Below are 15,622 nucleotides of genomic sequence, written 5' to 3'. Positions count from 1 at the left end.
TTGGAATATCCTCTTTTTTTATTACACTAATTCTGCTTACTTCCCTGCTTCGATTTGCTCTAATGCAGCAGCTACTTGCTCTTCTGTTAATTCGTGTTGTGCTACATAACGATTACGTGGGTGCACACGACATTCATGAGAACATGCACGTAAATGTTTTGCTTCATTTTCTTCAGAGCATAAAATTTTCTTGTTACATTCTGGATTTGCACAGTTTACATAGCGCTCACACGGTTCACCCGTAAAGTGATCTTTACCTACAATAACGTGCTCGTTTCGGTTTACTGGTACAGAGATACGCTCATCAAATACGTAACATTGACCATCCCAAAGTTCACCTTGTACTTCTGGATCTTTTCCGTAAGTTACAATTCCGCCGTGAAGCTGACCTACATCTTCATAACCTTCTCGAACTAACCAACCAGAAAACTTCTCACAACGAATTCCGCCTGTACAGTACGTTAAAATCTTTTTACCTTCAAGTGTTTCTTTATTTTCTCTAATCCAATCTGGTAATTCACGGAATGATTCAATATCAGGTTTAATTGCACCTTTGAAGTGTCCTAAATCAAACTCATAATCATTTCGTGCATCAATGATAACTGTATCATCTTGTTTCATTGCCTCATAGAAATCTTTTGGCTCTAAATATTTCCCAGTTATTTCTTTCGGATTAATGTCATCTTCTAGACGAAGTGTAACTAACTCCGGTCGAGGACGCACGTGCATTTTCTTGAATGCATGCTCATCTTCTTCATCTACTTTAAACACGATTCCATCAAAGCGTGGGTCGTTCTTCATTGCTTCCATGTATTTCTCTGTTTGTTCAACAGTTCCCGAACAAGTTCCGTTAATTCCTTCTGTTGCTACAAGAATTCTTCCTTTCAATTCAAGTGAATTACAAAATTCTAAATGCTCAGCAGCGAATTCTTCTGGGTTTTCAATTGTTGTATACATGTAATACAGTAATACTCTATATGGTTTTGTAATTGCCAATGTATTTCTACCACCTATCTAAATTTTAAAATCATGTATAAGTTAACGTTCATATCAAAACATATATAATAAGAAAAAGTTTACAAAGTCAGCACATTTTCTTCAATTTATACTATTTTCTATAAGTTAACAAAAATAAAAACAAGATTACATCACAAAACACTATGGTTATGTTGTAATCCCAATATATTATATATCATACAATTTCATTTCCATCAATTAATATGCTGTAATATAGGCTTTATGTTCACATAAATTTCAAAAACAGCCCTTTAATTTATTATCTTCCCCTTTATTCAGCAACCATAAACTCCCAAAATATTTTTACATCGTCACACCATTCATTGCATGCAGTCATATAATTTGCATTAAGGAAACTTTTATGTTCAAATGAAATTGCCACATAATATATTTAAATGTATTGAAATAATGAGTAAGAATAAATACAATAATTTCATCAAGTTAAGATTTCAAAGGGGAAAACTACTATGAATAAAGATATAACAAAAGATGAACAAGTCCCTTCTCAAAGTACAACAGTTCAATCAGCCCATTTAGTGTTAAGCGGACAAACAAAAGGCTTTAAAAGACTGTTACCATTCTTAGGGCCTGCTTTCATCGCATCAGTTGCTTATATTGATCCCGGGAACTTCGCTACAAATATCGCGGCTGGATCACAATATGGGTATTTATTACTTTGGGTAATACTCGCTTCTAATTTAATGGCTGTATTAATTCAAACATTATCAGCTAAATTAGGAATCGCTACTGGGAGAAACCTTCCTGAAGTAGCTCGCGAAAACTTCCCCAAACCGGTTTCCATTGGTTTATGGATTCAAGGAGAACTCGTTATTATGGCTACAGATTTAGCTGAATTTATCGGGGCAGCACTCGGCTTATACTTACTATTTGGAATTCCGATGTTACCAGCTGCCTTAATTACAGCGGTTGGGTCATTTATTATTCTTGAATTTCAACGCAGAGGGTTTCGTCCATTAGAGGCTATTATTACAGGGATGATTTTCATCGTTGTTATCGCTTTTGGTGTTCAAGTCTTTTATGCAAAACCGGAATTAGGCCCTCTTCTTTCAGGACTATTTACTCCAAAATTCCAAGGTGTGGATAGCATCTTATTAGCGGCTGGAATTTTAGGCGCAACCGTAATGCCGCACGCAATATATTTACACTCGGCCTTAACGCAGCGCCGCGTAGTCGGAACAAATGATGAACAAAAGAAAAAAATTTTCCGCTTCGAATTCATCGACATTATTATTGCAATGGTTATCGCAGGAGCAATTAATGCAAGTATGCTAATTGTTGCTGCTGCACTATTCTTTAAAAACGGTCTACATGTTGAGGATTTAGATGTTGCATTTAATCAATTTAGTCATTTAGTCGGCCCTGCATCCGCTGCTTTATTTGGAATCGGACTCTTATCAGCCGGATTATCTAGCTCTTCGGTCGGTACAATGTCAGGTGATATTATTATGCAAGGATTCATTCGAATGCATATTCCGTTATATTTACGCCGATTTATAACAATGATTCCACCTCTCGCTATTATCGCTTTAGGTGTAAACCCAACTTACGCTCTCGTAATGAGCCAAGTTGTCTTATCGTTCGGTATTGCCTTTGCATTAGTACCACTTATTATGTTTACAAGTAATAAGAAGATTATGGGCGCACTCGTTAACCATCACATTACAACATTCATTGCATGGATAATCGCTGCACTCGTTATTGTTTTAAATATTTTCTTACTGTATCAAACATTTGTAGGTTAATGAAAAAGGGTATTCCGATGAAAATGGAATACCCTTTTTTCATTATATGATTTGTATTAATTCTACAAAGTATTTTTCCAAACCTTTTGATTCCTCCACATCCCAACTTCTTCTCAAAATAAATTCAATAATCTATTTCAAAACAATATCATCCTTACACCTTTAATAATCTTTATTTTCAGATTAAATTATATAATAACAAATACATTCTATTTTCATATGAAAAGGAGCGAAGACATGTTTCCTCTATTAAAAACCGATCGACTCATTTTGCGAGAACTTACTGAAGAAGATGCGCCAGGTATATTACAATGTTTTTCTAATACCGATGTACTGCGCTATTATGGTCAAAAACCATTAGAGAATGTAGATCAAGTAAAACAAATCATTAATAATTTTAAGTTGAGTTACAATGCAAGAAACGGCATAAAATGGGGAATCGAATTAAAGGACAAGAAAGGACTCATTGGAACAATTGGTTTTCACGATTGGTCTTCTGAACATAAACGAGCAAATATAAGTTACGCATTTTTTCCTGAACACTGGGGAAATGGATATGCCACTGAAGCGGTTTCTGAAGTTATATCATACGGTTTCCACACGCTTCATTTAAAACGTATCGGGGCAATTGTATTTCTTGAAAACGAGGCTTCAAATAAAGTGCTATTAAAATTAGGGTTTGAAAACGAAGGGGTTCTAAAAAACTATATGTATCAAAATGATATCCCATATGATACGAATTTTTATTCTTTATTAAAATCGGTTTAATAGAAATTATGTGTAAAAAAAGAAACCTGACTTTTAAAAGTCAGGTTTCTTTTTTAGAATAAATAATTTTACTTATTAGCGATATAAGCATTCTTATAAGTATAAACGCCACCAAATTGATGCTTATCAATCCCTTTTACATAATCCTTTTGTACATAAGCTGAGCCAATATGATAAAGCGGTGCTATCGCAGCGTCTTCTAATACGATACGTTCAGCTTCTCGCAACGCTTCCCATCTTTTTGTCTGATCTAGTACAAAATCATTTTCAGCTTTTTTTATTAGCTCATCGTAATGAGGATTGGAGTAACTCATTTTATTATTTGGATTGCTTGTCGTAAATGGCTCTAAATAACTAATAGGGTCTTTATAATCTGGTCCCCAAATTACCATAGATATATCGTACTCACCTGTTTGTTCTAATTGCAACTTTTGTTTAAATGGCTGTTGTTTAATTTGTATCGTTAATCCTTGCAAGTTCTTTTCTAAATCACCTTTTATATATTCCGCCATACGTTTTGCGTTATCTTGTTCAAACGTTAAGAACTCCATTGTTACCTGTTCTACCCCAAGTTCTTTTTTCGCTTCTTCCCAAATACTTTTTGCTCTTGGTAAATCATATGGAGAAATATCTCCATTTTCTTTTCTGAAATCTTTACCTGTCTCTTCATTTTTGTGACCTTCTGGTACGAGTCCATTCGCAGACTTCGCCCCATTATTAATAAAATGAGCGACAAAATCTTCTTTATTTAACGCTAAGGAAATAGATTGACGAACTTTTTTATTTGCTAACGCTTTATTTTTTTCATTAAATCGAAGCATCGCAATTCCAGGATCGCTCGACATATGCAATTCTTTTTTCCCTTTATACTTGTCTACAAATTGTGAATTAATAGCTACGCGATCAAGATTACTAGCTTCATATAAATTTACAGCTGTCATTGTATCTTTTACAATTTGAAAGTTTATTTCATCTAATTTCACTTTCTTTTTATCCCAATATGTATTATTTTTCTTTAATTGAAATTCTTGTTCATGCTTCCATTTCTCTAACACGAATGGACCATTATATATGAGATTACTAGGCTCAAGTCCATAATTTTGCCCTTGTTCTTTCAAAAATGATTCATGCTGTGGTAAGTATATCGGTAGCGCTAGCAACTGTAAAAAATACGGAGTCGGCTGTTCTAGTTCAACTTCTAGCGTATAATCATCTACTACTTTCACCCCAAGTTCATTAGGAGGAATTGCTCCCTTATTTATCTCTTTCGCATTTTTTATATAAAACAGCATGTACGCATATTGAGACGCTGTTTCATGGCTTACCGCTCGTCTCCACGCAAACATAAAATCATTTGCTGTTACTGGGTCTCCATTTGACCACTTTGCATCTTTACGCAAATCAAATATATATTTTTTACCATCTTCACTTCTTTCAAACGATTTTGCTACAGCGGGAATAGGATTATCTTGATCATCTAGTACATATAACCCTTCAAATATGTTTTGCATAACGTGTGCTGATGTACCATCCATCGTTTTCGCAGTATCAAGAGAAGGAATTTCTTCTGATACTGTTAGATTTAACACTTGTTTTTGAGCCTCTGTATCACTTTTATTAGCTTTATTAGTACAAGCTGTTAAAAATAAAGATGTAACAAGTGCCATTACCATTAAACGGCTCTTTTTTCGCTTCATAAATTGCTCTCCTTAAAAATAAAATATTATAAAACGTTATATATTATAGCAGAAATATCAATAGAAAGATGCGACATTACATTGAATATTTATTCGTTCAACAAAAAAAGCTACCCTATTCTATTTCCTAGAAAGGATAGCTTTCTCAACGTACATTTAAATACCTATCTTTGTAAACCTCGTTTATAACGACTCGCTTCAAATATTATACGCTCTTCATCTAATGTTTTACATTCACCGTTCCAAACGACACGCTTTCCGTTAATTATTACATCACTTATATCTTTTCCACTTGCTGCATATACAAGATGTGATAACACTTCATCTGCTGGTTGTAAATGCGGCTTATTAGATGGATCAATTGTAATAAAATCGGCACACTTTCCAGGCTCAAGTGATCCTGTTTGTTTCATCCCAATTACTTCAGCTGCTCCTTTCGTCGCAAGAGAAAGAGCTGTTTCAACTGGTAATGCCGTTGCATCTTGATGAATACCTTTTTGTAATAAAGTCGCAATACGCATTTCTTCAAACATGTCTAAATTATTGTTAGACGCAACACTATCTGTAGCAATTCCTACTTTAATCCCAGCTTCTAGCATCGCTTTTACATTCGCTATACCAGAGCCTAGTTTTAAATTACTATTCGGATTATGAGCTACCCGAACATCATGTTCTGCCAAGAAAGCACGCTCATTTTCATTTAAAACAACACCGTGTGCAATGACTGTTGGTCGCTTAAATAACCCGCAGCTTGCCGCATATTCTACTGGACGTTTCCCGTATTTTGCTTCAATATCATGTACTTCACGCTCCGTTTCAGAAAGGTGAATATGAACCATAGTTTGATTTTCTACTGCAATACGTGCACACTCTTCTAACATTTCTGTAGAGCATGTATATGGACTATGCGGTGCAACCATCGTAGTTAACATACCACTTTCCTTATAATAGCGCTTCACATATTTCTCAGCTTCTTCAATCGCTTTCTTTTCATCTTCTTTCGTTCCGAAGCTGAACAAAGTTCTTGAAACAGCAGCTCGCATTCCGCTTTTTGATACCGTTTCCATAATTGCATCTTGGTCTACTCCAATTGGGTTAAACATATCAGAGAATGTTGTCGTACCACTTTTCACCATTTCAAGTAACCCTAATTCCGTACTAGCAACGGCAAGTTCCGGAGTAAATTGACTCTCTAAAGGCCAAATTCTCGTCTCTAGCCACGGCTGTAATAACATATCATCTCCGATACCTCTTAAAAGACTCATAACAACATGTGTATGTGTATTTACAAGCCCTGGTAAAATCCACTTTCCTTTCATGTCTATTACTTCATCCACTTCATAATAAGAAGGGATTTCTCCACTATTCACTTCTATAATTCGATCATCTTCTACAATGATATATCCGTTTTCTAACACTTCATTTTGTTCATTTAACGTTACAATCGCAGCGCTTACATAAGCTGTTTTCAAAAGTATTTCCCCTTTCAACTCTATGTAGTTCCCTTTAATTAGTTACCACCATTATAGTAACTTATTAGAGATTAAGAGTCAAAAGATAATTTTAATTCTTTAGCTATCTTTTCCTTCAAAATGTCATATTGTATTTCATTCGTATCTGCAAATGCTTCTTCACGGCTCGACTTAATGTCCATATATTTTAATTTTTCATGAAATTGGCTCCACGTAAAATCATGTCTTTTCTCATCTACCATATTGTAAAAATACCACACTTCTCCTATCTTCGTCTTTTTTATCTCTCCCCCGCATAATTCTTGAACAATAAGGGCCGTTACACCACATTGTCCCTTTGCTGGGTTTTCGCTCGTCCACTTAGAACTCGTTTCTATTGACCAAGATTTTCTTAATGCTTCATATATTTGTTTAATCTTTATGCTATCCATTTTCAGCATCCCCTGACATCGGTAGTTTTACACATCGTATTGTAAAAGAGGTAAAAGACGATTTTTATACACTGTTGATGGTGTCTCACCGATTAACTTTGCCCCCATTTTCAAATAAAACCCTTTCGCATTTGGGTCACTATCAATCGTAAAGCTGTTTAGCCTTAGTTCATTTGCTTTTTCTATAACAAAATTCCAAAGTATTTTTCCGTATCCTTTTCCTTTATAACAAGGGTGGATGTATAGGAAATCGAGAGCATTTTCATTACATAAAAATGAGAAAAATCCAATCTTTGTATTATTATTTTCTAAAACATATACAAAATTTTTTTTTATGTAATCCTCTGAAATCGTTAAATCTTCCTTACAAGCTAAAATAAATTCTTCACTATAATCCCAAGTAGCTTTTGAATGTAGTGCGAGTTTACTTAATTCATTTGCTTCACTTAATAAAGCTTCTCTTATCTTCATGATTCTTTTTCCTCACCTTCGATATGTAAACTACTAAAATGATTCGGAAAGTAATTCAAAAAACCTTTTATTTTCATAGATTAGAAATCAACTTGCTAATCTATGTATCTACACTATTAACATCGACTCTTGCTAATAAAATAGCCTCATATATAGAAAATATTTTTTAAAATTATTTAATTTACCTTCGCTCCATAACATCTCGCAACTGCAACCGCCTGCGCTATATCTAATTTCACGTTTTTTAAATCAAAAGCTTTAAAATCAATTCTATCAACTACAGCTCCTCTTAAATCTGCACCGCTAAGTTTTACTTTGCCTAATTGTGCGCCCGTTAAATCCGCTTCACGCAAATCTGCTTTTTCTAAATTACATTCATATAAGTCAGCTTCAATTAAACGAATACCCTTTAGAATTTGTTTACTTAAGTTCGCAAACCTTAAATTCGTATATGACCAATCGCCTGATATAATTGTTATTCCGTCTAAATTCGCCTCTTCGAAATCAGAACCAGTCATTTTACATTCTTCAAACTTAGATACAAATAGATTCGCACCAAAAAACCTACAATTAGCAAACGTAGTTCCTTGATGGATAGAAGCATTAAAAAGAGTACCGGTAAAATCACATTCTATAAAATTACAATTTTGAGTAAAAACTTCTGATGCATCTATCCCTCTAAAACGGCATTTTATGAAGGTGCAATTTTTCAATTCCTCTTCTTTTATCCAAACATCTTGAAAATCTATTTCTACATATTCCTTATTTACAAATTCACTCATAATCAATCCTCCAATTTCTCAAAAAACCTCACTTCAGCATGAAGTGAGGTTTCTTCTTATACAATATGCTCTTCTAACCATGAAATCAAATCTTGAAATACATCTTCTCTATTCACTTCATGGAACATTTCATGTCTACCATTTTCATATAAACGAAGTGTTACATCTTTCACACCGCATTTTTTATAGTTTTCATATACTTCTTTTACACCTTTCCCCATATCCCCAACAGGATCACGATCTCCAGAGAAAATATGTATTGGAAGATTTTTCGAAGTCTTCTCATATTCTTCTAATCTATTTACTTCAAGTACACCATGAAATAATTCTCGATAAAAGCTCGTCGTACAAATGAATCCACAGAATGGATCAGCAATATATTTATCAACTTGACTTATATCTGAAGATAACCAATCAAATTTCGTACGATTCGGCTTAAAGTGTGAGTTGAAATTTCCGAAAGATAAGAAGTTTAGCATCGGACTTTTCGTTTTTGCTCCGCGTAGTTTCATCTCAATTGTCGCTACTTTATGACCAATGACGCCTAAAAACCCTGGATTCCCCCCAGTTCCTGAAATAAGAAATCCATCATATAGTTCGCCTTTAAGTTGGACAGCTCGTCTTGATAAAAAAGAACCCATACTATGTCCAAGTAAAAACAGTGGACATTTCTGTTCTTTTTTTATCGTTTCCGATACAAAAATCACATCAGACACAGCCTGATTCCAGCCTATATCTGGCTCAAAATGACCATAGTCCTCTTCTCTTATCACTGTTTTCCCATGTCCTTTATGATCATGAGCATAAACACCGTATCCTGCTTCTAATAAAGCATCAATAAATTCTGTATACACACCTGCATGTTCTGTCATACCATGTGCAATTTGAACAATCCCCCGCAGATTGTCTTCTGGTAACCACTTGCGTAAATAAATTTCCGATTCATCCAATGCCGTAACGAAATTTTCCTGTATGTTCATTTCGACACCTCCCAAATCTATTATGTATATTTTCTTTTAATATGAATATGCATTCATTATTCTTATTATGTATTATATGCAATTGCTTTCATTATGACAAATGATCTATTTTTCCGATTACATTCTAAACTATTACCTTGACGAATCAATGATAAAATTATATAGTTACTTACATAAAGTAATTATCATATTTTTAGGAGGTTTCAATTATGATGCCATCATTATTTTTAGCACATGGTTCACCAATGCTTGCTATTCAAGATACAGACTATACACGATTTTTAAAAACACTTGGAGAAACATATAAACCGAAAGCAATTGTTATTTTCACCGCTCACTGGGAAAGTGAAGTATTGACGATTTCTTCTTCAGATGACGAATATGAAACAATTTATGATTTCGGTGGATTCCCTCCCGAGTTATATGAAATACAATATCGAGCTAAAGGTTCTTCTCACATTGCAACTATGCTGGAAGCGAAATTTAAAGACAAAGGAATTCCAGTCCATAAAAATACGACGAGAGGTTTAGATCATGGCTCATGGACACTCCTACATCGTATGTATCCAGAAGCAAATATTCCTGTCGTACAAATATCAGTAAATCCTTTCCTTCCTGCAAAAGAGCAATTTGAAATTGGAGAGGCACTAAAAGGACTTGGACAAGAAGATATTTTAGTAATTGGCAGCGGTGTTACCGTTCATAATTTACGAGCACTCAAATGGAATGAAACAACACCTGAAAAGTGGGCAATTGAATTTGATGATTGGATTATAAATCATATGCAGACTAATGATAAAGATACATTGTTTAATTGGGAAAAGAATGCTCCTCATGCACAATTAGCTGTGCCAAGAGCAGAACATTTCGTTCCTTTATTTATCGCAATGGGAGGCGGTGAAAATAAAGGAACCGTCATTCACCGTAGCTACGAGCTCGGTACGTTAAGCTATCTTTGTCTTCAATTTTAATGAAAAAGGATGAAGCGTATATTGCTTCATCCTTTTCCTTTTTTCATTCACCTTGTTAACTAACTTCCAAATGTTGCTTCTCTGATAATTCCGCGTTCTTACTATGAAAATATACCCAAATACACGCAATAAATAAAAGTGATGATGTAGAGAAGAAAACATATTGGAAGCCTGCATGAGCTGCAATTTGCCCACCAAGTACTGGCCCAATCATATTTCCTAAAAACTGAAACGACTGATTATATCCAAATATTCGTCCCGTTACATGGGTTGGTGTATGTTGTTTTAGTAGAGTTTGTACGGAAGGTAATAATCCTGCTTGTGCAATACCTAATAAAAAACGAAGTATTAATAGTTGCCAAGCTGAGGTTACAAATGCTTGCGGGATAAAAATAATTCCTGCAGCAAACAACGCTACAACTAAAGTTTTTTGAGGACCAATATGATCTGATAATCTTCCTAGCTTAGGAGCTGCCAAAATAACTGCTAATCCTGTCGCAGACATGACTGCACCTGCAATCATTTCAATATGATTTGTTCCTGGTCCTGCCAAATGCTTTACGTACAACGTAATAATAGGTTGAATTGACATATTTGCAAGCTGAATAATAAACGTTGCCACAAATAAACTTATTATTAAATGTTTTGCTGGGACCATCGTCCATACTTTTTTCGGTTGTGCTTTTTTTGCTTTAGCAGAGTGATTCTCTTCATGTAAGAAGAAAAAGACGATGAGAAAGGAAAGGAATAAGAAAGCTCCTGTTACTAGAAAGACATGGCGCATTCCGATTAACTCAGATAAATAACCTCCGAGTATTGGCCCAAGTAATGAACCACTCACGCCTCCAGTTGAAATTGTAGAAATTGCCCAACCTGAATGTTCTTGCGGAGTTTCTGCTGCAATAAATGTCATCGCTGTAGAAAGGAAACCTGATACCGCTCCCATTAAAAACCGAAGTGCGACTAATTGATACACATCTGTCACAAACCCCATAAGCGTCATAATTATCGCCATACCAAGACTCGCACGAATAAGCATCAATTTCCGTCCATGTATATCACCAAGCTTTCCCCATATCGGTGATACGATCGCACCCATTAAAAATGTTACACCAAATGCAAGTCCCGACCACTGTGCAATACTAGAAGTGCCAGTCACTCCTAATTCCTCAATATAAAAAGATAAAAAAGGAATTACTAAACTCATACCGGCTGCAGTGGTAAAACAACCTAGCCAACAAATCATTAAATTTCGTTTCCAGCTGGCCATTTTCACACCTTCTTTCATTCGATACCCATTCTACACCGTTTCCTGGAAAAAGTTTAGTAATTTGCTTTATATATTATAAAACCCTATAACTCGCGCTATTTTTGTATAGAAAACAAGTTTTTGTAACAGAATCAATCTTTTTTCAAAAATACTCCCTGTGTTCCTATACTATTTTCTCCATATAAAACCACCTTCCTTTGCATTGTAGCAAAGGAAGGTGGTTAATTATCCCCTACAGGTATTAAACGTGCATTGCAGCATCGCTCATAAAACGCAATCTGACCTGCTTGTCCTATAATTGCATACTCATATCCGATTTTCTTCATTTACATAATATCGTTGTAGTAATGATATTTCTGCTAAAAAAATCCATACCCATCTTGTGAAATAAATACATATATAACTCGCCACAAACTCCTGTACCTTCCTTACAAGCACCTATGAATAAATGAACAGGATGAATAATACCTTTATTACACCCAGCCTCTCCTACTGCAACCTCCAATATTTTGTGTACACGTTTTGTGAATTTGGTTTCCTCCATATATATCACTTTCCTTAACAATTTTATATCAAACCGTATCCATATATAATAGAAACAATTACTCCAACTACTAATATACCTGGAAGTAAATTTGCTACTTTAATTTTAATAAATCCAAGTAAGTTTAATCCAATTGCAAAAATCATAATACCGCCCGTTGCTGTCATTTCAACTATAAATTGATTCATTAACTTCTCTGGTACAAAACTATTAATTTGCGTTGCGAAGATTGCAATTGCTCCCTCATATAAGATAACTGGAATCGCTGAAAATACTACGCCAATTCCAAGAGTTGTCGTCAATATAATAGAAATGAACCCATCGATAATCGCCTTCGTAAATAAAACATCGTGATTCCCGCGAATACCACTATCCAATGCACCAAGTATCCCCATCGCGCCAATTGCAAAAATCAGAGTAGCTGTTACAAAACCTTCTGATATACTTCCTTTACCTTTCGATCCAACTTTATTTTCTAGCCAATCTCCTAAACATTTTAACCTTTCTTCTAATTGTAGCCATTCCCCCATTACCGCTCCAATCACTAAACATAAAATCACAACGAGAAAATTTTCACTCTTCAATGCCATTTGGAGTCCCAGTACCGTGACCGCTAAACCAATTGCGTGCATAATCGTTCCTTTCATACTTTCTGGAATATTACTAAATAATTTACCAAGTAAAGTACCAACTATAATACAAACCCCATTTACAACTGCTCCTAATATAACCATTTTACATTCTCCACCCTCTGAATTCTTTATTACTACATTCTGGATTACACATTGATTTAAATGTTATCTATATGTTAACTTAATATTATGAATATTAACAAATGATTTTCACTATTAAAAACTCGCTTTTTCACATCTATGAATCTAGTTATAACTTACTTTTACTACATCCATTATGAGCATCATCGTGGAAGTTCATGATTACGGTACAAAGTGAGACTTTAGTCAGTGGGAGGTTTTTCATCTCCTACTATTTACTAATTAAATCAAGTGGGATAACACAAAAGGGACGGTAGCTATGAAAACTTTATTAAAACGACTTATTTTAATAGCCTTTTTCATTACACCAATTGTTTTATTAATCAATTACACTTACATTTCAAAAGCAAAAAATAAACCAGATCTACAAAACGCATCAAGCAAGACAAATTCAACGACCGAAAAGAAAACCGAAGACTCTGAAATTACACTCACCTTCTCTGGTGATACGATGTTCGATTGGCAATTACGTCCCATAATTGAAAAGAACGGGGCTGATTATCCGTTTCAACACGTAAAAGAGGAAATAACGAAAGCTGATATCTCCTTTATTAATTTAGAGTCTGCATTTACAACAAAAGAAAAAAGAGTGCCTGGTCAACAATTTTGGATAAAAAGCGATCCATCTACACTACAAGCAATTAAAAATACTGGATACGATATTGTCAATATTGGCAATAACCATACGCTTGATTATGGACAAGATGGACTACTAGACACCATTTCTCACGTCGAAAAATTAAAACTACCTTACACAGGAGCCGGAAAAAATGCTGAAGATGCCTATACAGCTCGTGAACTAACTGTAAAAGGGAAAAAGTTTAAATTTCTTTCGTTCGTACGCTTTATGCCTAACTTTAATTGGGTAGCTGGTGACAATAAACCAGGCGTTACAAACGGATATGATCTAGATCTTGTCACAAAAACGATTCAAGAGCAAAAGAAAGATGCAGACTATGTAATCGTCTATATGCACTGGGGCGTTGAAAAATCAAATCGCCCGGTAGAGTATCAAAAACAATATGTTCCTAAAATGGTAGAGGCAGGTGCTGACGCTATCGTTGGAAGTCACCCGCATTGGCTACAAGGATTTGAATATCACAATAAGGTTCCTGTAGCTTACTCATTAGGAAACTTTTTATTCCCGAGCTACGTAAACGGAAAAAGTGCCGAAACAGGCGTTTTGACCTTAACGTTTAAAGGGAAAGATGTTCAAATGTCGTTCAATCCTTACATAATACGAAACAATCAAATTTCTCCTGTGAATGAAGAAGAGAAGAAAAAAGCACTTCAATATTTACAAACGGTTTCTACTGATGTAGAAATTGATGAAAGTGGTAAGATAATTAATAAACGAAAATAGAAAGAGAGCTATTATTAGCTCTCTTTCTATTTCTATTAAATAAGTAAATCAAACAACACAGGATTTTTATTAAGCTCCATAAATTGAATGTTATTTTCTTGAAAACGAGTAATTAAAGCCTCATAGTCTTCTCTATGTTTCAATTCTACTCCCACTAATGCAGGCCCATTCTCTTTATTATGTTTCTTAATATACTCAAAGCGGGTAATATCATCTTCCGGTCCTAATCCTTTATCAAGAAATTCTCGTAGTGCCCCTGAGCGTTGTGGAAATTCAATAACGAAGTAATGCTTTAATCCTTCATAAATGAGCGAACGTTCTTTCATTTCTTGCATTCTATCAATATCATTATTCCCACCACTCAACGTACACACAACCGTTTTATCTTTTATTTCATCTCTGTATAGATCAAGCGCCGCTATAGATAGCGCACCAGCTGGCTCTGCTACAATCGCATTTTTCTTATACAATTCTAATATTGTCGTACAAACCTTTCCCTCTGGCACTAAAACAATGTCGTCAATTACATCTTTACAAGTTTCAAATGTTAACTTTCCTACCTTTTTAACAGCTGCGCCATCAACAAAACTATCAATCCTATCTAATGCGACATTTTCATTTTGTAAAAAGGATTCTTTCATAGATGCAGCCCCCATTGGTTCTACACCGATTACTTTTGTAGTTGGGCTTACACCTTTTACGTATGTACCGATTCCTGATGCTAATCCACCACCACCAATTGCTGTAAATATATAATCAACTGGTTTCTCCATATCGTGCATAATTTCAACAGCAACTGTTCCTTGACCAGCAACGACATACGGATCATCAAACGGATGAACAAATGTCATCCTATTCTGCTCACAATAGCGCTGCGCCTCTTGGAAAGAACTATCAAACGTATCTCCAACTAATACAATTTCTGCGAAATCGCCGCCGAAAAATTCAACTTGTGATACTTTTTGTTTAGGCGTCGTTGTCGGCATGAATATTTTAGACGGAATCTTCAATAAATTACACGTATAAGCAACTCCTTGTGCATGATTACCAGCACTTGCACAAACAACACCATTTTGTAATTGTTCTTTCGATAAACTTTGGATTAAATTGTACGCACCACGAATTTTGAAAGAACGGATAACTTGTAAATCTTCTCGCTTCACATATACGTCACATTCGTATTTCTCAGATAAAACTGTATCACGTTGTAGCGGTGTTTTAATAACGATATCTTTCATGCAATTATGAGCCATTAAGATATCTTCAATTTTCACTCTCTCCTTTACATTTTGCACCATTTTATATCATCCTTATCTCTTT

General features: G+C 34.9%; 14 protein-coding genes and 1 pseudogene. 4 read left to right on the top strand and 11 right to left on the bottom strand.

Annotated features, from left to right (window positions below; all coding sequences use genetic code 11):
• Positions 1-36 precede the first annotated feature (36 nt).
• The gene (gene trhO / locus VK90_RS24540) at positions 37-996 is read right to left on the bottom strand and encodes an oxygen-dependent tRNA uridine(34) hydroxylase TrhO (RefSeq protein ID WP_048375958.1); all 960 of its coding nucleotides are present in this window, start codon (positions 994-996) and stop codon (positions 37-39) included.
• A gap of 488 nt (positions 997-1,484) precedes the next feature.
• Here trhO and VK90_RS24535 point away from each other — a divergent pair, with 488 nt between their 5' ends.
• Positions 1,485-2,780, top strand: a complete 1,296-nt coding sequence (locus VK90_RS24535; RefSeq protein WP_048375956.1) for an Nramp family divalent metal transporter — start codon at positions 1,485-1,487, stop codon at positions 2,778-2,780.
• Positions 2,781-3,017: 237 nt separating this feature from the next.
• On the top strand, positions 3,018-3,548 hold the full coding sequence (locus VK90_RS24530) for a GNAT family N-acetyltransferase (RefSeq protein WP_048375955.1): 531 nt from the start codon (positions 3,018-3,020) through the stop codon (positions 3,546-3,548).
• A 68-nt stretch (positions 3,549-3,616) separates the two neighbouring features.
• Here the strand turns inward: VK90_RS24530 and VK90_RS24525 are convergent, their stop codons facing one another.
• From VK90_RS24525 to VK90_RS24500, 6 genes are all read right to left on the bottom strand, one after another.
• Positions 3,617-5,245 (bottom strand): peptide ABC transporter substrate-binding protein, encoded by a 1,629-nt coding sequence (locus VK90_RS24525; RefSeq protein ID WP_048375950.1) that lies wholly within the window; start codon positions 5,243-5,245, stop codon positions 3,617-3,619.
• 164 nt (positions 5,246-5,409) lie between these two features.
• Positions 5,410-6,735: a bifunctional S-methyl-5'-thioadenosine deaminase/S-adenosylhomocysteine deaminase gene (locus VK90_RS24520; RefSeq protein ID WP_116500481.1), complete on the bottom strand. Its 1,326-nt coding sequence runs from the start codon at positions 6,733-6,735 to the stop codon at positions 5,410-5,412.
• A gap of 53 nt (positions 6,736-6,788) precedes the next feature.
• Positions 6,789-7,148: a YunG family protein gene (locus VK90_RS24515; protein WP_048375942.1), complete on the bottom strand. Its 360-nt coding sequence runs from the start codon at positions 7,146-7,148 to the stop codon at positions 6,789-6,791.
• 27 nt (positions 7,149-7,175) lie between these two features.
• Positions 7,176-7,619 (bottom strand): GNAT family N-acetyltransferase, encoded by a 444-nt coding sequence (locus tag VK90_RS24510; RefSeq protein ID WP_048375940.1) that lies wholly within the window; start codon positions 7,617-7,619, stop codon positions 7,176-7,178.
• A gap of 176 nt (positions 7,620-7,795) precedes the next feature.
• Complete coding sequence (locus VK90_RS24505) at positions 7,796-8,401, bottom strand: pentapeptide repeat-containing protein (protein WP_048375939.1); 606 nt, start codon at positions 8,399-8,401, stop codon at positions 7,796-7,798.
• 56 nt (positions 8,402-8,457) lie between these two features.
• Positions 8,458-9,381 carry an alpha/beta fold hydrolase gene (locus VK90_RS24500; protein ID WP_048375937.1) on the bottom strand — a complete coding sequence of 308 codons (924 nt, stop codon included), beginning with the start codon at positions 9,379-9,381 and terminating at the stop codon, positions 8,458-8,460.
• A 209-nt stretch (positions 9,382-9,590) separates the two neighbouring features.
• On the opposite strand from VK90_RS24500, the gene VK90_RS24495 reads away from it, so the two are divergent.
• Positions 9,591-10,352 carry a DODA-type extradiol aromatic ring-opening family dioxygenase gene (locus VK90_RS24495; protein WP_048375935.1) on the top strand — a complete coding sequence of 254 codons (762 nt, stop codon included), beginning with the start codon at positions 9,591-9,593 and terminating at the stop codon, positions 10,350-10,352.
• 55 nt (positions 10,353-10,407) lie between these two features.
• Here the strand turns inward: VK90_RS24495 and VK90_RS24490 are convergent, their stop codons facing one another.
• The 3 genes and pseudogenes from VK90_RS24490 to VK90_RS24480 form a co-directional block, all read right to left on the bottom strand.
• On the bottom strand, positions 10,408-11,622 hold the full coding sequence (locus tag VK90_RS24490; protein ID WP_002171367.1) for a multidrug efflux MFS transporter: 1,215 nt from the start codon (positions 11,620-11,622) through the stop codon (positions 10,408-10,410).
• A gap of 321 nt (positions 11,623-11,943) precedes the next feature.
• Positions 11,944-12,166: pseudogene (locus VK90_RS24485) on the bottom strand (GNAT family N-acetyltransferase); the annotation flags it as partial.
• Between the two features lie 23 nt (positions 12,167-12,189).
• The gene (locus VK90_RS24480; RefSeq protein WP_048375929.1) at positions 12,190-12,900 is read right to left on the bottom strand and encodes a DUF554 domain-containing protein; all 711 of its coding nucleotides are present in this window, start codon (positions 12,898-12,900) and stop codon (positions 12,190-12,192) included.
• A gap of 298 nt (positions 12,901-13,198) precedes the next feature.
• Between VK90_RS24480 and VK90_RS24475 the strand changes: the two genes are divergently transcribed.
• Positions 13,199-14,302 (top strand): CapA family protein, encoded by a 1,104-nt coding sequence (locus VK90_RS24475; RefSeq protein ID WP_048375926.1) that lies wholly within the window; start codon positions 13,199-13,201, stop codon positions 14,300-14,302.
• A 35-nt stretch (positions 14,303-14,337) separates the two neighbouring features.
• Here the strand turns inward: VK90_RS24475 and ilvA are convergent, their stop codons facing one another.
• Entirely contained in the window at positions 14,338-15,600 is a 1,263-nt protein-coding gene (gene ilvA / locus VK90_RS24470; protein ID WP_048375923.1) for a threonine ammonia-lyase IlvA, read from the bottom strand.
• Positions 15,601-15,622: the final 22 nt, after the last annotated feature.

Origin of the sequence: Bacillus sp. LK2, assembly GCF_001043575.1 — a bacterium.
Classification (GTDB): Bacteria; Bacillota; Bacilli; order Bacillales; family Bacillaceae_G; genus Bacillus_A; species Bacillus_A paramycoides.
This window is presented reverse-complemented; position numbering and strand designations above follow the sequence as displayed.